The sequence below is a fragment of the Sphingomonas sp. HDW15A genome (genome assembly GCF_011301715.1).
In the GTDB taxonomy this organism is placed as follows: domain Bacteria; phylum Pseudomonadota; class Alphaproteobacteria; order Sphingomonadales; family Sphingomonadaceae; genus Sphingomicrobium.
The window spans coordinates 316,404-333,905 of the sequence record NZ_CP049870.1 but is presented as its reverse complement, the minus strand read 5'-3'; the positions used below and the strand labels follow the sequence as shown (position 1 = coordinate 333,905).

Below are 17,502 nucleotides of genomic sequence, written 5' to 3'. Positions count from 1 at the left end.
TGAGAAGCCCTGTCCGCTCTGCAATCGGAGCCGCGCTGTTACTCGCTGGGGCGGCTGCCAATGCGGCCTCCATGACGGTCATGAAATCGCCAAGCTGCGGCTGCTGCGGGAAATGGGTCGAGCACGTTCGCGCCCACGGTTTCGACGTGAAGGTCGTCAATGTCGACGACCTCATGGCGGTGAAGAAGAAGGCCGGAATTCCGGACAAGCTCGCCAGCTGCCACACGACCATCGTCGGAGGCTACGTCGTCGAAGGTCATGTCCCGGCCGCGGACATCAGGAAGCTTCTCGTCCAAAAGCCGAAAGCCAAAGGTATTGCCGTACCCGGAATGCCGGCCGGCTCGCCGGGCATGGAGGCCGGCGGCTTCAAGCAGCCGTACCAGACGCTGCTGATCAAGGCCGACGGCTCGACAAGCGTCTTCGCCCGGCACTAAGCCCGCATCGCCGCGTTCGTTGGCGAGAATGGCCGGGGATCTTCCGGCGCAGCAAGGGAGTGCAGGCGATGAAACTGGCGATGCTCGGCCTCGGCCGGATGGGCGGGAACATGGCCCGTCGAATGATGGAGGCCGGCCACGAGATCGTCGCTTTCGACCGCAATATGGATGCTGTCGCAGAGCTTGCCGGCCATGGCGCGACCGGCGCCTCGTCCTTGACGGAAGTCGCGGCAGCGCTGGATTCCCCGGCTATCTACTGGCTCATGCTCCCGGCCGGCGAGATCACCGACAATGTGATGCGCGAAGTGGCCGAGGTGGCGAGATCAGGCGACATCGTGGTCGACGGCGGCAACAGCTTCTGGAAGCATGACATCGCGCGTTCGAAATTCCTTGCGGAGCGCGGCGTCCATTTCGTCGATGTCGGCGTTTCCGGCGGCGTGTGGGGCCTGACGCGCGGATACTGCATGATGATCGGCGGCGAGCCCGAGCAAGTCGAACATCTCGATCCGCTTTTCAGGGCGCTAGCGCCCGGCATGGGCTCAATTGAGCGGACGAAGACCGGCAATGGCCCGGATCACCGCTGGAAGGCCGAGCATGGTTACGTCCATTGCGGCCCAGCGGGCTCTGGTCACTTCGTCAAGATGGTCCACAACGGGATCGAATATGGGATGATGCAGGCCTATGCGGAAGGTTTCGACATTCTCAAGGCCCGTGCCAAGGAAGACCTCGACATTCGGTACGACCTCAACCTCGCCGACATCGCCGAGGTGTGGCGGCGGGGCAGCGTGATTTCGTCGTGGCTGCTCGACCTCATATCGAGCGCCCTCAATGTCGATCAGTCGCTATCAAAATTCTCCGGCCGTGTGGCCGACAGTGGCGAGGGCCGCTGGACCGTGGACGCGGCGATGGAAGAAGCGGTACCGATCGACGTGCTCGCCGCCGCCCTGTTTGCCCGTTATCGCAGCCGGGTCGAGGTCAGTTTCGCCGACCAGATGCTGAGCGCCATGCGCTTCGGTTTCGGCGGCCATGTCGAGATGCCGCAATAAGCGGCAGCCCGTATTAGTCCCGGCGCCGGGTTGCGTCCGACACGGATTGGTCGTGACCGCTCTTGTCGCTAAAAAAGGATGCGGCGAACAAGCCGCAGCCGAGCAGCACGGAGAAGAAGACGCCGCCAATCGTCGCCACGACCATGTGCAAGTGGAGATCACCGGTCGCCGCGAGATAGGCGAGCGCCGCCATCACCGTCGCGACGCCAATCCCGGCGATCCAGGCGATCATTCGGAAGAACTGGGCTTTCGCCTCAATGCGGTCATGCTGCATCGGGCAAATATGGGATGCGACTATCCGGAATCCACCACTTGGCGGCCAAATGGCAAAAAGTTCCCGCACTTGCGAACAAAATGCGATTTTCGATATGTGTGGAGGCTGGGGCTGCGCGTTAACCTTCCGCTTAAGTGCCTGTCCTCGCTCATACTTCTAAAAGATTATAGCTTTTTTGCAGATATTTATGCGTGGACTCCATGCAACACTAGAGCCCCTAGTAGCTTAAGTCATGGCACTTGCTGCGCTGCACAACGTTTATGCAGCACCAATCCCCCAATGGAGCATTGTTCATGAGGAAGTATTTACTCGCCGCTGTTGCGGCCTCGGCGCTGGCCGCGACGCCAGCCCTGGCCCGGGACGGCTCGGGCTACGTCGGTCTCGAGGGCGGTCTTGTCCTCGACGCGGACGCCGATTTCGATTTCGACGCCGATTTCGAAGGCGACCTGTTTGAATCCGATGACGTCTTCGACATCGACTTCAAGAGCGGTTTCGATGGCGATGCCATCCTCGGTTACGACTTCGGAATGTTCCGAGTCGAAGGCGAACTTGGCTACAAGAACGTCAAGGCCGACGACGTGGAAATCGACAGCGACTTCGCCGATTTCGTCGGGATCGACCCGACTAACACGGAGTTCGACATCGATGGCAAGGCCAAGGTCTGGTCGGGCATGCTCAACGGCCTGGTCGATTTCGGCAATCAGGACGGCCTCAGCTTCTACGCTGGCGGCGGTATTGGCCGCGCCAAGGTGAAGATGCTCGGCGACAAGGACAGCGCATGGGCCTGGCAGCTTATTGCCGGCGCTCGCTACGCGGTCTCGTCCAACATCGATCTCGGCTTGAAGTACCGCTACTTCCAGACCGGTAAGATGGAGTTCGAAGACAGCTTCGACACGGGCGATGGCATCGTCAATTATGCCAATGAAGGGAAGCTGCGCTCGCACAGCCTGCTCGCCAGCCTGATCTTCAACTTCGCCGGCGCCGAAGCGCCTCCGCCGCCTCCGCCGCCTCCGCCCCCGCCGCCGCCTCCGCCCCCGCCGCCTGCAACGCAGACCTGCCCGGACGGCTCGGTGATCCTGGCGACCGAGGCTTGCCCGCCTCCGCCGCCGCCTCCGCCGCCGCCGCCGCAGCCTGAACGCGGCTAAGCGCAGCAAGATTGGCCGGTCACCTTCGGGTGGCCGGCATTTCTTTATAAACGGCAGTCAATTCTATTCCTGGGAGACTCTAAGACGCCAGGTTCATTGTAAACTTAGTGCCCAACTCGAAAATTGCCGTCGCGGGGACGGCCAAAACTAACTTGGAATAGATCCAGATACTATAAGAGGCGCTCAATCGCGTTGCGGCGCAACCCCTCGGCTTCCATGAATTATGGGTATCGCCCTTTTAAAGCGAAGGGCCCTGGAGCCGCCCGAGTTGGCGCGCCTTGGTGCTCACCGCTTCCTGCGAACGGCCCAGCTCTTCCGCGATTTTCCGGATTGGCTTCTTCACCGACATGAAGGCGCATAGCGCATCGATTTCTTCGGCGCTCCACGGTCGGCGGTGTTGCGGGCGTTGCACTAAATCCACAATCGTCCTTTCCGACGCTTTCAGGCTTGTCGTGACTCTACGGAAGTAACCGTGGCAGGGCGCGCCAGTTGCGTCGCTTAACAGTTGTTAGTGTGATTTCAGAACTGACGTGGCGAGCCTCAGGTTTTCCGCGCGCTGAAGAGGAAGATGGGAAACTGGGCCCCAAGTCGGTAGTCGAGGGTAGTCGTAAAAACGTGGTCCTTCGACACGATCGGCGGCAGAATCGTTGTAAAGGATATGGTGGGTGAATCGTCTCCCGAGCAAAGCCGGAACATCGGGTAGCCTTCCTGTCGACGAGGTCCTGCCCGAGCTCCTCGGTTTGCTGCGCGATGGAACCCGAGCCTTGCTGATTGCGCCACCGGGCGCCGGTAAGACGACTCGTGTCGCGCCGGCCCTGCTCGCTGAGCATTGGTGCACAGGTCAGGTACTCCTGCTCGTACCGCGCCGTCTGGCCGCCCGCTCCGCTGCAGAGTACATGGCCGGGGCGCTAGGCGAAGAGCCGGGCGGAACCATCGGCTACCAAACCCGCCTCGACAGCCGAACGGGCAAGACGACTCGTGTCGTGGTCATGACCAACGGCGTGTTCGTTGCCCGAATTCAGAGCGACCCGGAAATGGCGGACGTTAGCGCCCTGCTGTTCGACGAGGTCCACGAACGTAGCCTCGACAGTGATCTTGGGCTTGCCCTTGCGCTTGACGCTGCAGCCGGACTGAGGCCCGATCTTCGCATCCTCGCGATGTCGGCGACGCTCGACGGGGAGCGGTTCGGGCGACTACTTGAAAAACCGCCAATAGTCGAAAGCACCGGCAAGTCTTTTCCTCTGACAATAATTCACACTGGCAACAAGCCGTCCGATCGCATCGAAGCGCAGGTCGCCGCAGCTTGCCGAAACGCGCTTGGCCAGCACCCCGGATCGCTTTTGGCTTTCCTCCCCGGCATTGCCGAAATCGAGCGTACGGCGACTGCGCTCGGCACGTTGCCGGACGACGTCATGCTCCACCGACTTCACAGCGGCATCGAACCTGCAGCGCAGCGCGCCGCTCTCCGGCCGCCCGCCCGAGGCAGGCGGAAGCTGGTCCTAGCGACCAGTATCGCCGAGACCAGCGTGACCCTCGATGATGTGAGGATCGTTGTCGACAGCGGACTTTCGCGCCGACCCCGATACGACCGCGGCGCAGGACTGACCCGACTTGCAACCGAACGCGCCAGCCAAGCGGCAGTTACCCAACGTGCTGGACGCGCCGCGCGTCAGGCGCCGGGCGTCGCAATCCGCTTGTGGGAGGAGGCGGCCAACGCTTCGCTCCCCGCCCACGACCCGCCGGAGATCCTCGAAGCTGATCTGTCGAGCCTGCTGCTAACCACCCTTTTGTGGGGCGAATCCGACCCGTCGCGCCTGCCCTTCCTCGATCCGCCACCGGCCGCGGCTATCGCCGAGGCTCGTGAACGTCTGACGCGGCTTGGTGCACTCGACTGCGATGGGCGTCTCACCGCGCATGGACGTGAGATCGCCGGCTGGCCGCTCGAACCGCGCCTTGCTCATATGCTGGTGACCGCGGGCGAACTCGGTTTTGCCGGCACGGCAGCCGACGCCGCCGCATTGCTCACCGAGCGAGGACTTGGCGGCAACGACCCCGACCTGGAGCTTCGCCATCGCCGTTGGCAGGGAGAGCGCGGCCAGCGCGCCGAGGCTGCTCGGCGGATGGCGGCACGATGGGCAAAACGCGCGGGCGGCATTGTTCGCTCCCAACCGCATGATCTCGCCCGAGCTGTCGCTCTCGCTTTTCCTGACCGGTTGTCCCGTCGCCGCGACTCCTCGGGCGAACAATGGCAATCGACCGGCGGGCGCGGCTTCCGCCTCGACCCGTCCAGCCCCCTCGCCCGAAGCGAATGGCTCGCCGTCGCGGAGGTCGCAGGCACGGCATCTAGTGCCCGGATTCTCAGCGCGGCAGCGATTTCCTTTGACGATATCGAAGCACTTCTCATCGACCGTATCGAACCGTTCCGCGAAGCCCGCTTCGATCCTTCGGCCCGCAAGATCGTGGCGACGCGAGGACGCCGACTTGGCTCAATCCGCCTCTCCTCTGCTCCTGACAAAGAGCCCGACCAGGCGGCGATCGAAACAGGTCTTCTCGACGCCGTTCGACGTCATGGCCTGACGATACTCCCGTGGGACAAGCAGGCTATTGCGCTACGCCAGCGCGCAAGCTTCGCCGCGGCTCATGATGACACCATCAACCCGCTCGATGATGCCGCCCTGATGGCGACGCTGGATCAATGGCTCGCGCCGCTGTTGACCGGACGCCGCGACCTCGACCTACCTGCATCTTCGCTCAACCACGTGCTCGATGGCCTGCTTGCCTACGATGGGAAGCGCGCCGTGGATCGGCTCGCCCCCACGCATTTCATCTCGCCCGCAGGTTCAACTCATCCGATCGATTACAGTTCGCCAGCCGGACCGACCGTGGAAGTTCGCGCTCAGGCTCTATACGGACTCAAGAATCACCCGACTGTTGCGGATGGCCGAGTGCCCATGACGCTCGCGATCACTAGCCCGGCCCATCGCCCCATTCAGACGACGAAAGACCTGCCGACCTTCTGGTCGGGAAGCTGGCGCGACGTAGCCAAGGAGATGCGTGGCCGTTACCCCAAACATCCTTGGCCGGAAGATCCCGCGGCGGCCAGCCCGACGCTGCGGACTAAGCGCGCCTCGGGCGGCTCTTGATTTGCAGAGAGTCTCCAGCCAGATGCGTGCCATGACGACTGCCCGGATCATCGAAGAGCAACGCAAGACAACCCAATCCGGCAAGGCCAAGGCCGGTCGCTGGACACTGGAGTTCGAGCGCACTGAGGGCCAACGCCCCGACCCGCTCACGGGCTGGGCGGGCTCGGGTGACACCAAGACTCAGATCCGTCTCACCTTCGAAACGAAGGAGGAGGCCCTAGCTTACGCGACTCGCAAGGGCTTCGACATCCATCTCGTCCCGGCGCCGCCGGTCAAGCTCAAGCTTCAGGCCTACGCAGACAACTTTCGCTAACTGCACGGCATTTCGCGCTCTCAAGACGGGCAACTTCGCGCTCATGGCCAGAGCCGCACCGAACTTAAGCAGGCGACCGGAGACCTGCGCGCGATGAAAGCCAGCGCTTCACCACGATAGGCAAGATTTGCCGATGTGATGCCACCAGCGCGCGCAGGGAATTCCGTAGGGAGAATCAGCAACTTGCCGCTCAGCTCTTATGAGCACAAATTGGGATTGCCGTAGCGAGTAGAAGGCCCGCTCCAATCCTCCCTCCCCGGAGCGGGCCTTCAGACCCGATGCGGATCACTCCGGCAATTGCGCATCCGCTATCCTTGCAGCCGCGAAGAATCCCGCGCTCCACCAAATCCCAGATTCTCAGGGTTTCCGCCAATCGACAGGCGTTCGCGCGGCGCGGACACAGGTCGCTCATATGTGCGCACCTCCCCTTCCGGCGCGCACCGCGATCATCCGAAAGGCACCCAGCATGGCCGAATCCGTCTCCCCGAAGCTGACAACTGGCAAGGTGGTCGACGTGCTTCTCCCGCTATTTCTGCTGGCGTTATTGATTGCGCTGTGCGTGCAGTTGCTGTTGCCGTTCGTCGGACTGCTGATCTGGACGATTATCTTCGCGGTCTGCTTCTACCCACTTCACAGGAAGCTGAGAACGAAGGTCAGCAATCGCATGTCTGCGATCATCATCGGCCTAGGACTGTCGGCCATAGTTCTGGTTCCGACAACAATCGCCTCAATCAGCGCGGCGGGCTCAATTCCCAGCGTGATTGCCGCGATTCAGACGGGCGAGAAGACCGTCCCGCCGCCGCCTGCCCGAGTGAAGGAACTGCCGCTCGTCGGCAAACGCGTTGACGCCTTGTGGACGCAGGCCTCGACGGACATGCCGAGCTTCGTCAAGAAGTACCGACCGCAGCTTGCCGACTTCGCAAAGACGCTTGTCGCATTCGCGGGCAGCCTGTTCGTTACGGTCCTGGCAATCGTCGCCTCTGTTATCTTCGCGGCAATCACGCTTGCCTATTCGGAAAGCGCGCGCGCTTTCATCGGCAATGTGCTCGCTCGCATTACGGGGAGCAGGAAAGAGGGCGAGCATTATATGGCGCTCATCGGCGCCACTATAAAATCGGTCGCCAATGGCGTGATCGGGGTCGCCTTCGTTCAGGCACTGCTCGTCGGCATCGGTTTCTTCGCCATCGGAGTCCCGGGAGCGGGCCTCCTATCAATTCTAGCGATGGCGCTAGGTGTCGTTCAGGTCCCTGTGCTGATCATCACGATACCGGCTATCATCTACGCCTTCTCAGCGGAAACGACGACCGTCGCGATCATCTTTACGGTCTGGTCAATCATAGGAGGCCTTAGTGACGCGGTGCTGAAACCGTTGATGATCGGCCACGGGCTGGAGGTGCCGATGCCGGTCATCCTGCTTGGCGTAATTGGCGGTGTAATGGCGTTCGGCCTTGTCGGCCTGTTCATCGGCGCGGTCGTGCTGGCGGTCGGTTATGTCCTGTTCAACGAATGGGTCGGAAGGACTGAACCAGCGGCCAGGTCCGATGGAAAGTCGTCAAGCGCAAAGCTGCAAGGGGCCAAATGACCGTCTAACCTTTTCGACCATCATCGGCGATCGCGCCAATAAGGCGCGCGACAAGCGCAGCGAGATAAAGTTGTCCGCCGATCACCTCGAAGGTCGCAATTCCTCGCGCGAGATCGGATCGCGGAACATAGTCGCCGTATCCAAGCGTCGCGAGAGTGACGAAACTGTAATAGATCGCTCTGGTGTCGGAAAACGGGTCGGGACCGACGAAGCTGCCCGGCACTGCGCTCTCGAGTGACCAGTAGATCTGCCCAAAGAATACGCCGGCCAGCAAATAGGTGCCGAGGGCCGCGTAAATCGTCTCGCTGCCGACGCGCTCGGACGTCATTGCGAAGCGTAATGCGGCAGCCGCTGCCATCAGCCCGATCAGCCCGTACGCGCCGAGTAGCCATCCGGTGTCGACGGGGATCCAGTGGCGATCGGCCGCGTAACGCGCGAAGACGAGGATTGCGATCAACGCCGTGACGAGAAGCCGTGTGCTCTTGGTTGCTTCCGGCAACACGGCGGCAAGCAGGCATAAGCCAAGAAGCAACTTTATGATCATTTGCGGCAAGCCGATCAATGGGGCGACCGGAAGCGCGACCAACATCAGTAGCATTGAGTAGAAGAGGATTTCGTACCGGTGCCGGTGATAGTTTCGCCAGAGATTCGATCGCGCGAGGGATGGGCGCACCTCGGCCTGCGGCATTAGATCCCGCCCGCAAAAATCTGGCGCAACATTTCACTTCCTCCGTGGCATCACCCGAAAGCCGTTATTTGCTGACGGCCTCCCAGGCGCAATTGGGGCAAGTCTCTAGCCAGCGGGCCACCTCCGCTTTGTGCCGCCCGTCTCGCGGCTCAGGGATTTCCCCGAGGCGTTCTGAGGAATTCCCCAATTCACCCCGACGCTACCCTGCGGCATCCCTTTCAGGGATGCGCGCTTGCCGATCGGGACTCCCGTTAGAGAACTCGACAATCGCGGAGGAGCTGGGATCGATGCACCGGGGCGAATTCCCAAAGACATTTCCAAGCTTGCCGCTGGCTGTCCTGGCCGCGCTGCTCGCAAGCGGGTGCGTGCAAGGGCCCGACTACGTCAAGCCGACCGTCGCAATACCAGATGCCTATCGTTACCAGCTTTCCGCCACTGACATCCAAGGCTCCGGCTGGTGGACGGCTTACGCCGATGCGCAATTGGATGCATTGGTCCAAGAGGCTTTGGGCAACAATCGCGACCTTCGGATTGCCAGCGCGCGGGTCGATGAGTTTGCGGCTATCCTCGCCGGCACCCGATCGCAGGGATTTCCGCAGGTAGGCTACGGTCTAAGTGGCAATCGTTCCCGGGCGAGCGAGGAACTCATCCCCGATGTCGTCGACCCGAAAAGCACGACCTTCAACGGGCTGCTCACCGCCAGTTGGGAAATCGACCTGTGGGGCCGCATCCGCCGCGAAACGGAAGCCGCGCGAGCCAACCTGCTGGCCACCGAGGAAGCGCGCCGGGGCGTAATACTGACCCTTATTTCTTCCATTATCAGTTCGTACGTGACCTTGCTCGACCTGGACGAACAGCTTCGCGTCGCAAGGGCCACCGTGGATGGACGCAAGAAGTCCGTCGCGCTGTTCGAAACCCGGCTCGCCGGAGGTTGGGTCTCCGAATTCGAAATGTCGCGCGTTCGAAGCGAATATGAAACCGCGCTAGCCCAAATCCCTCCGATACAGCAGGGAATTGCGACGCAGGAACACGCGCTTTCCGTGCTCATCGGCCGGAACCCTGGCCCAATCGCGCGCACCACGACTCTGAACGACTTGAGCACGCCCGCCATTCCCGCCGGCCTTCCTTCCGATCTTCTCCTGCGACGCCCGGACATCTTGCAGGCCGAACAGCAGCTAATCGCGTCCAATGCGCTCATTGGCTCGGCGCGCGCGCTGTTCTTTCCAAGGATCACGCTGACGGGCCTTCTAGGCCTCGCCAGTCCGTCGCTCGGGAAACTGTTCAGCGGACACGCGCACACCTGGTCCTTTACTGGCGATGTTGCTGGGCCAATTTACACGGGCGGCGGACTGACGGCGGCCGTCGACCAGGCAACGGCACGGCGAGAGCAATCTCTCGCAAGCTACGAACTCGTCATTCAGAATGCGTTTCGCGACGTAGAGGATTCGCTCGCCGATGTCCGCCATAGCGCCGAACTTCGCGATAGCCTGCAGCGGAACGTTGCCGCGCTTCGCCGAGGCGTGGAGCTTGCTAACGAGCGCTATGAAAACGGGTTCTCCGACTATCTCGAAGTACTCGACACGGAACGCAGCCTGTTTTCCGCGGAGCTGCAGTTGGCGGCGGCGCGCGGTGATTACCAGCGGGCTCTGGTCAGCCTCTACCGCGCACTTGGAGGTGATTGGACGAAGGTCGCTTTCAATGGCGACCGGCAATCGCAAGCAGGAAGAGGAAATCCATGACGGATGGCGCGCAAACGGCTTCCCAGACGGCATCCGCGAACGTCACATCCGAGGTCGACGTCGGGCCCGGAAAGCCGCCGCCGAATGCCATGCGGAAGGTCATCCTCACTGCCCTTGTCTTGTTGCTCGTCCTGTTCGTTTATCACGTCCTTTCTGACCGCTACACACCCTACACATCGCAAGCGCGTGTCGAGACATTCCTGACCCAAATTGCGCCGGAAGTCGCGGGTGATGTCCTGGAAGTCGGAGTCATGGATAACGGCCGGGTACGAAAGGGGCAGGTGCTTTTCCGAATCGATCCCGAACCGTACCGGCTTGCCGTCCGATCGGCAGAGGCCAATCTCTCTGTCGCGCTGCAAGGAGCTGACGTGTCAGTGGCGGAAGTCGCGGCCGCTCGCGCGCAGATTCAGAAACAGAACGTGGATCTCATCGCCAATCGCAAACTTGGGAAGATCATCACAGATCTTGTGGACAAGAAGGCGCTGGCTGAAACGAATGCCATCCGTTCCGGAGCGGAAATCGGCAAGACCCAGGCGGACCTTACGCGCGCGCAGGCGGATCTGCGTCGAGCGGAAGCCAACCTCGGCTCTCCGGGCTTCGGCAATCCTAAGGTGAGGCAGGCTGCCGCAGCCCTCGACCAGGCACGGCTCGACCTGCGCAACACAACCGTGGTTGCGCCAGCTGATGGAGTTGTCACCAATTTGAGGCTGGCAAAGGGTCAATATGTGACGCCAGGCCAGCCGCTGCTTAGCTTCCTCGAGCTCGGACCACGCTGGATCGCCGCCGACATGCGTGAAAACCAACTCGGCAACGTTAAGCCTGGACAGGAAGTCATAATCGCCCTCGACCTGTTACCGGGCAAGCTGTTCAAAGGCAGCGTGCACAGCGTCGGTTGGGGAATAAGCCAAGGCGACGAAGCGCCAACTGGCCAGCTGGCGTCGCAGCCTGCCGACCAGGGCTGGCTTCGCGATCCGCAGAGATTCCCTGTCCGGATACTCGTATCGCCCGACGAAGCGAAGGAGGCCGGAATCGACGTCGGTCGCAGTGGAGCGCAAGCTAACGTCATCATCTTTGCGAACGACGGGTCGGTCATGAACCCGATCGGGCGTCTGTGGATCAAGCTGGTCGCTCTGATGAGCTATCTGCAATGAATATGGAAGCCCGCAATCACTTCGTCCTTCGCTTCGCATTCGGGACCACAGCAGTGTTTATCCTATGCGAGTCAATGGATTGGCAGCCTTCATCGCTGGCTGCCGTTCTGACCGGCGTTCTGCTTGCCAACCTTCCGGCGTCGCCGCCGCCCAAGTTAGCCCTGCTGCTTATTTCGGTAATGGGGGTTTCCGCCTGGCTGGCCTTCATATTGTCGGCACTGCTCAGCCATGTGCCGCACATATTGTTCGCGACCGTTGGCCTGGTCATCTTTGTCGCTTTCGCCGGATTGGCTCAAGGCAAGGCCCAGTTGCCCCTGACCTTGCTTCTGATTTGCTTCTCGATCACGCCGGTTATTTCCCTGACCTTCTCGGAATACGTCGGGATTCTGCCGGCCATTCTCTCCCGCGCCATAATGCTTGCGGTGACTTTCACTTGGGTCAGCTTTGCTATTTGGCCGTTGCCTTCCGCAAAGCCGCCACCTCCTCCTGCCCCCCCTGTCGACTCTCCAATCAAAGCTGCTCTGCTTGGGACCATGATCGTGCTCCCAGTGATGCTCGTGTTTCTGCTTTATGGATTGATTGATGCGATTCCCGTGTTGCTGACAACGGTACTGCTCGTGGCACAAATGGAGGAAGAGCGCGGGGCCTCCAGCGGTCGAGGAAAACTAGTCAGTAATTTCCTTGGCGGACTCATTGCGATCGCCGCATTTTATGTCGTGAACATCGCTCCTTCGCTCACGACGCTTGCTCTCGTTACATTCCTTCTCGGCGTTGGTTTTGCAGTTCAAATCGCGAAGGGCGGTGCCCGTGGAGCCAATGCCCTTCTGGGATACAACGCGACGATCGTCATCTTTGCTTTGGCACTCCTCAAGGGCCCTGCAAATGCCGGAACCTGGAGCACTCGGGTGCTCCAGTTCGCAATTGCATGCACATTCGCGATCGGAATGATGCGGCTGCTGTGGCCGTTGCTCCAGCGACCGGCGCGCGTTCGTGGCGCCCGTAAATCAGACCCGACAGGTCGTAACGAAAGGGGACCAGTTCTAGAATCCTGAAAGCGAAAGGATCCGGAATGAATCGAACATTCTACGCCCTCGCGGGCCTCATTGGGCTTATAACCGGCGCGCCCGCATTCGCGGGCACCTGTACGATCGAAAGCACTAGAGCCCCGGGCGAATGGACCTTCGTCCGGGTGTACGACGTCGATAACGGCAAGATCGTTCTTCAAAGGGCGATCAAGGCGGGACTCGCCTATGAAGTGACGGTGAGCAAGAATCGCGTTCGCGTGGATTCGAAGCTTCCGGGCGGGATATCCTATGGTGCCGGCCCTATCTCCCCATGCAGGGACGGAAACAAGCTCAAGATCTGACAATGCAAATCACGGCCACGAATTTTTGGCCGTGCTGCGTTTTCGCTCGAAAAGGTTGGGAGGCCGCTTGTCCGTGGGTCTCGAAGCGGCCTCCCGGGGCAAATGCTAGCCGCGCTCTGGCTCCGGCGGCGGAGGCGGCGGCGGAGGCGGAGGCGGGCACATTTCGGTCGCCAGGATCACGCTTCCGTCAGGGCACGTCTGCGTCGCCGGTGGCGGCGGCGGTGGCGGCGGTGGTGGCGGCGGGGGTGGCGGAGGTGGCGGCGGCGGAGCGAAGTTGTAAACTAGACTCAGCAGCAAGCTGTGCGAGTGAATCTTCGTATGCGTATCGATGTCGAAGAATGTCTCGCCATCGTCGAATTCATCCGCGAAATTGAGTTTCCCCGTCTGGAAGTAGCGGTACTTCAGGCCGAGATCGACGTTGGAACTGACCGCGTAGCGGACACCAGCAATCAGCTGCCATGCAAACGCGGAATCCTTGTCGTCATCGAAATCCAAAGCCTTGACCCAGGCATAACCGAGTCCGCCTCCAAGATAAGCGCCCCAGCCATCGTCATTGCCGAAGTCGAGCAGCACATTGCCCATCAGCGAAACGATATTGGTATCGCCATCGACATCGAAGTCGTCGTCGATGATCCCAAGATCGTCGGCGAGGTCATTGTCCAGATCGACCTCATCGGCGTTGAGGTTCTTGTATCCGAACTCGACCTCGGTCTTGATCATGCCGAAGTCGTACCCGGCGATCAGGTCGATATCCATGCCGATGCCGTAGTCGACTTCGATGGCATCATCTTGCTCGAAGATGCTGTCACCGTTGTCGACATCCACGTCGATCTCTGCCTCGGATCCGAATGTAAGTCCGCCCTCAATTCCAGCATACCAGCTATTGTCTCGAGCCAGTGCCGGGCTGGAAAGCAGCGCCGTTCCCGCAACCGCGGACAGCAAAAATCTTCGCATCATAATCTCCCTGTTCGGCCCACATCGGACCGGTCTTTACGATTCACTTCGCGGCTCACCATCGACGAGTACCGAGGAAAGGAAAATCCGGGTTTCTCCCTAAATATTCTGGTCGCTTTTGCGGGTTTGCTAGGAACGGCTGAAATGCAACGCACGGCTGAGAACACTCTTGGAGGCCGTAGATGATCCGTTCGAATTTCAAGAGCGCATTGGCGCTTGTAGCCGCCTCTGGCCTGGCCGTTTCTGGCTGCTCCTCGCCGGGGCGTTTGCCGGCTGTGCCCGTCGCCTCCATTCCGCAAACGAGCCAAGCATTGGGCTCCGTACGCTATCTCGTCACACGCGAATCCAAGACCTTCGCGGACGATGCCAAAGCTGCCCTTTTGCGCGAGCAGCAATGGCTTCAATCCAAAGGTGTACAAACTACAAACGGCATGCCGCCAGCTTACTTCCTGGCGATTTCCGGAGGCGGCGACAACGGCGCCTATGGTTCAGGCTTTTTGAATGGCTGGACTGCCGCTGGAACCCGCCCTGAGTTCAAGGTGGTCACCGGGATCAGCACCGGCGCGCTTATCGCGCCATTCGCCTTCCTCGGTCCAAAGTACGACCATGTCCTGCGCGAGGTTTATACGAACACTTCCCAGAAGGATATTTTCAGGAAGCGCGGGATGCTGAAGGGCCTGTTCGGCGAAGCGATGACGGATACGCGCCCGCTTGCGAGTCTCATCGAAAAGTATGTGACACGCCAATTCCTGGACGAAGTCGCAGCCGAATACGGGAAGGGGCGAATCCTCCTAGTCGGGACTACCAATCTAGATTCTCTTGAACCCGTGATCTGGAACATGACCGAGATAGCGGGAAGCAAGGATCCCAAGGCGATTACCTTGTTCCGGCGCTTGCTGTTAGCGTCGGCCTCTATACCTGGAGCGTTCCCGCCAGTGATGATCGATCTCACCATCGACGGAAAATCATACCAGGAAATGCATGTCGATGGTGGCACGATGACTCAGGTCTTTCTCTACCCGCCTTCCGTTTCGTTTTCCGGTATGCCGCAACGCAAACGCGTCTTGTACGTCATTCGTAACGCCAGGCTGGATCCGGACTGGGCGAGCACCGACCGCCGTACGATGACGATCGCAATGCGCGCGATTGAATCTCTGACGATGACCCAAGGCGTGGGTGACCTCTATCGGATCTACGCGACAACAGAGCGCGATGGCATCGACTTCAACCTCACGTATATCCCGCCGACATTCAACACGGTTCGGCGAGAGCAATTCGACACCCAATATATGAGAGCCCTTTACGACGTTGGCTTTGAGGCCGCGAAACAAGGCTATCAATGGGAAAAGTATCCGCCCGGATTCTCCGCTCCCCTCAATGCGCAGGGCCAATGATCGCGCTGTAGGGGCGGCCAAGCGCTGCGGGTTTCTCCCGATGGAGCAACACCCGAATTGGTGCGAACGATTCTTGAACGTCAAGATCACCGGAGTGAACCATAATGCGTGCCGATGCGATTTCCCGATTCCGCTGCCTGCTTCCCGCAACTGCCATTCTGATCGCGGCCCCGGCCGTGTCGCAAACACGAGATCATGCGCCCGTGTCGTTGCCCTCCGCGCGCGTGATGGCTCAGGACAAGGCCGGGAGCGAATCCTGGACGTACGCGCGGCCGGCGTCCGAGTTTCGCAAATATCGCACGGTGATGATTCCGGCTGCGATCGTTTATCAAGGGCCGGACGCTCAATTTGAGGGGATTTCACAGGCTGACCGCGCAAAATTCGCAGACATGATCACGCAGGAGCTCCGCACGGAGATGGCCAAGTCCTTTCCTGCCCCTGCATCGCCGCAGACTGACACGCTGAGGCTGCAGGTCACGATCCTGGGCGCAACGAAAACCACTGGCGGTATTGCGACCGCGACCCGCGTGACTGGTCTGGGCTTTGCGACCAGCGCGTTGAAAAGCGTTCTTGGAAAACCCGGAAGCTTGACAGGCTCTATTCTTTACGCGGTCGAACTCTATGACGCGCGCACCAACGAACTGATGCTTGCTGCGGTACGACGCCGCACACCAGACCCGCTCGACGTGCCGGCAACAATTTCGCAGACCGAGACCGTCAAAGCAGTGGCCCGGGAATTCGCGGACGGCGCTCGCAAGCGCCTGGTTGCTCTAACCGGCGCGGGGCAATAGATCGACTTGCAGGATTGAATGCGAAAGTCTGACGCGCTTAAGCCTGGATGAGCTGGTTCCTGACCGCATAACGCACCAGGTCGGCCGTCGTCCGCAAGTTGAGTTTGCGCATGGCGCTCGCGCGATGAGTCTCGACCGTCTTGATGCTAATGCTCAGACGTTCGGCGATTTCCTTGTTGATGCGACCTTCCGCGACCTGCTGGACCACTTCCCGCTCGCGATGGGTCAGGCTGCCAGTCGATTGATGCGGCTTGCTCTCCAAGAATTGGTCGAGAAGCGCGTCGGAGATCGCGCCCGAAAAGTAGGATCGTCGGATGGAAAGCGCATCAAGCGCTGCAAGCAAATGCTTCTCCGTATCCGACTTCAACACAAAGCCCCGCACGCCGGCACGAAGGATATTCGTGATGATCTCTTCCCGATCGTGCATCGTGTAGAGAAGAATCTCGATCTTGGGCAGTTCGCGCTTCAACGCATGGGCGAGGTCAAGGCCGTTGAGCTCGGGGATCGAATAGTCGAGGATGGCGATATCCGGGCGGGTTTCCTTGGCGACGCGCAAGCCGGTTCGGCCGTCAGCCGCTTCACCGACAACCTGGTAGTTTGGCTTCGTCTCGAGGAGCTGACGCACGCCTCTACGGATCGCATCGTGATCATCGATGATCAGTACCCGCCGGATCGGACTCGTCATACGTCAATCCATCCCCATAATGGATTTCCAAAAACCAGGTTGGGACGCCCCACACGTTACTCCCGCGCTCACCTGAAGCAATGTTTGCTGTCGGCAGCACTCACCGCCTTCTCCACCTGTGCAAGCAGAGTGCCAATCAGGGTAAACCCATATGCACTGCATGACGGCATGAGCTCGTCCAGCACGAACCGCTCGGTATCGGGAATGGCCTGAAGCAAGTCTCGGGGTTTGCGGCAATGCGATCCGCGTCATTCAAGTGCTATTCGCACGAGGCGTCGGTTTAGGCCCAAAGCGAGACGCAAAGCGGGCGGATAGCCCAGGTCAGGATCGGGGGAACTATGTCCGACAACTCAGCGCTCTTGCCGGCGATTGCTCAGCCTCCTTCAGATCGGCAGCGCACCTTCCTTCGATATTATACTGGAACGCTGATCGATCTTGTGGTTCTCGGCCTGTTCGACGAGTTTTCCGACAAGGTCTGGGTGGAGTCATTTTCGGTCGCCTTGCTTGCGGCACTCGTGCTCCAGCTTTTGCTAAAAGCCACGATCGCTGTCGAGCACCGCGTGCTCGACTATATGAAAAGCAAGCCCGGCAAGCTGATGACCGCGCTGCGATTTTTTGTGGCATGGCTCATCCTATTCGGCTCGAAGTTCGTAATCCTCGAAGCACTCGCGCTCACCTTCGGCGATCAAGTTCGATTTGAGGGCATGTGGCACGGCATCGTCTGGCTAATCATTGTCGTCGTCACAATGGTGGCCGCGGAAGAACTGGTCGTGCGGTTTTATCGGCGGCTGGCGTAA

17 protein-coding genes are annotated in these 17,502 nt (G+C 60.4%); 13 read left to right on the top strand and 4 right to left on the bottom strand.

Annotated elements, in window-relative coordinates:
• Window positions 1-71: 71 nt before the first annotated feature.
• A complete protein-coding gene (locus G7076_RS01765; protein ID WP_166199894.1) occupies window positions 72-434 on the top strand; it encodes a DUF411 domain-containing protein in 363 nt (120 codons plus the stop codon).
• A 68-nt stretch (window positions 435-502) separates the two neighbouring features.
• A complete protein-coding gene (gene gnd, locus G7076_RS01760) occupies window positions 503-1,480 on the top strand; it encodes a phosphogluconate dehydrogenase (NAD(+)-dependent, decarboxylating) (RefSeq protein ID WP_166199892.1) in 978 nt (325 codons plus the stop codon).
• Between the two features lie 13 nt (window positions 1,481-1,493).
• On the opposite strand, the gene G7076_RS01755 is transcribed toward gnd, so the two are convergent.
• Entirely contained in the window at window positions 1,494-1,712 is a 219-nt protein-coding gene (locus tag G7076_RS01755; protein ID WP_166199890.1) for a hypothetical protein, read from the bottom strand.
• A gap of 335 nt (window positions 1,713-2,047) precedes the next feature.
• Between G7076_RS01755 and G7076_RS01750 the strand changes: the two genes are divergently transcribed.
• The 4 genes from G7076_RS01750 to G7076_RS01735 all read left to right on the top strand — a co-directional run bounded on the left by G7076_RS01750 (window position 2,048) and on the right by G7076_RS01735 (window position 7,937).
• Entirely contained in the window at window positions 2,048-2,899 is an 852-nt protein-coding gene (locus tag G7076_RS01750) for an outer membrane beta-barrel protein (protein WP_166199888.1), read from the top strand.
• A 665-nt stretch (window positions 2,900-3,564) separates the two neighbouring features.
• Complete coding sequence (gene hrpB / locus G7076_RS01745; protein ID WP_166199886.1) at window positions 3,565-6,042, top strand: ATP-dependent helicase HrpB; 2,478 nt, start codon at window positions 3,565-3,567, stop codon at window positions 6,040-6,042.
• Between the two features lie 31 nt (window positions 6,043-6,073).
• The gene (locus G7076_RS01740; RefSeq protein ID WP_166203262.1) at window positions 6,074-6,355 is read left to right on the top strand and encodes an NADH dehydrogenase ubiquinone Fe-S protein 4; all 282 of its coding nucleotides are present in this window, start codon (window positions 6,074-6,076) and stop codon (window positions 6,353-6,355) included.
• A gap of 466 nt (window positions 6,356-6,821) precedes the next feature.
• The gene (locus G7076_RS01735; protein ID WP_166199884.1) at window positions 6,822-7,937 is read left to right on the top strand and encodes an AI-2E family transporter; all 1,116 of its coding nucleotides are present in this window, start codon (window positions 6,822-6,824) and stop codon (window positions 7,935-7,937) included.
• Between the two features lie 4 nt (window positions 7,938-7,941).
• Here the strand turns inward: G7076_RS01735 and G7076_RS01730 are convergent, their stop codons facing one another.
• A complete protein-coding gene (locus G7076_RS01730; protein WP_166199882.1) occupies window positions 7,942-8,535 on the bottom strand; it encodes a potassium channel family protein in 594 nt (197 codons plus the stop codon).
• Window positions 8,536-8,912: 377 nt separating this feature from the next.
• Between G7076_RS01730 and G7076_RS01725 the strand changes: the two genes are divergently transcribed.
• Genes G7076_RS01725 through G7076_RS01710 form a run of 4 tightly spaced genes read left to right on the top strand, consistent with a single transcriptional unit; the run spans window position 8,913 to window position 12,881 of the window.
• Window positions 8,913-10,364 carry an efflux transporter outer membrane subunit gene (locus G7076_RS01725; protein ID WP_166199880.1) on the top strand — a complete coding sequence of 484 codons (1,452 nt, stop codon included), beginning with the start codon at window positions 8,913-8,915 and terminating at the stop codon, window positions 10,362-10,364.
• Window positions 10,361-11,515, top strand: a complete 1,155-nt coding sequence (locus G7076_RS01720; protein ID WP_166199878.1) for an HlyD family secretion protein — start codon at window positions 10,361-10,363, stop codon at window positions 11,513-11,515. The genes G7076_RS01725 and G7076_RS01720 overlap by 4 nt, the downstream gene beginning before the upstream one ends.
• Window positions 11,512-12,567: a DUF2955 domain-containing protein gene (locus G7076_RS01715; RefSeq protein WP_166199876.1), complete on the top strand. Its 1,056-nt coding sequence runs from the start codon at window positions 11,512-11,514 to the stop codon at window positions 12,565-12,567. The genes G7076_RS01720 and G7076_RS01715 overlap by 4 nt, the downstream gene beginning before the upstream one ends.
• Window positions 12,568-12,584: 17 nt before the next feature.
• Window positions 12,585-12,881, top strand: coding sequence for a hypothetical protein (locus tag G7076_RS01710; protein ID WP_166199874.1), 297 nt, complete (start codon window positions 12,585-12,587; stop codon window positions 12,879-12,881).
• A 105-nt stretch (window positions 12,882-12,986) separates the two neighbouring features.
• Here the strand turns inward: G7076_RS01710 and G7076_RS01705 are convergent, their stop codons facing one another.
• Window positions 12,987-13,838, bottom strand: a complete 852-nt coding sequence (locus G7076_RS01705; protein WP_166199872.1) for an outer membrane beta-barrel protein — start codon at window positions 13,836-13,838, stop codon at window positions 12,987-12,989.
• A 179-nt stretch (window positions 13,839-14,017) separates the two neighbouring features.
• On the opposite strand from G7076_RS01705, the gene G7076_RS01700 reads away from it, so the two are divergent.
• Together G7076_RS01700 and G7076_RS01695 are read left to right on the top strand one after the other, a co-directional pair.
• A complete protein-coding gene (locus G7076_RS01700) occupies window positions 14,018-15,229 on the top strand; it encodes a patatin-like phospholipase family protein (RefSeq protein ID WP_166199870.1) in 1,212 nt (403 codons plus the stop codon).
• Between the two features lie 104 nt (window positions 15,230-15,333).
• Complete coding sequence (locus G7076_RS01695) at window positions 15,334-16,020, top strand: DUF3313 domain-containing protein (protein WP_166199868.1); 687 nt, start codon at window positions 15,334-15,336, stop codon at window positions 16,018-16,020.
• A gap of 37 nt (window positions 16,021-16,057) precedes the next feature.
• Here G7076_RS01695 and G7076_RS01690 read toward each other — a convergent pair whose 3' ends face one another.
• A complete protein-coding gene (locus tag G7076_RS01690) occupies window positions 16,058-16,705 on the bottom strand; it encodes a response regulator transcription factor (protein ID WP_166199866.1) in 648 nt (215 codons plus the stop codon).
• Between the two features lie 338 nt (window positions 16,706-17,043).
• Between G7076_RS01690 and G7076_RS01685 the strand changes: the two genes are divergently transcribed.
• Window positions 17,044-17,502 (top strand): hypothetical protein, encoded by a 459-nt coding sequence (locus G7076_RS01685; RefSeq protein ID WP_166199864.1) that lies wholly within the window; start codon window positions 17,044-17,046, stop codon window positions 17,500-17,502.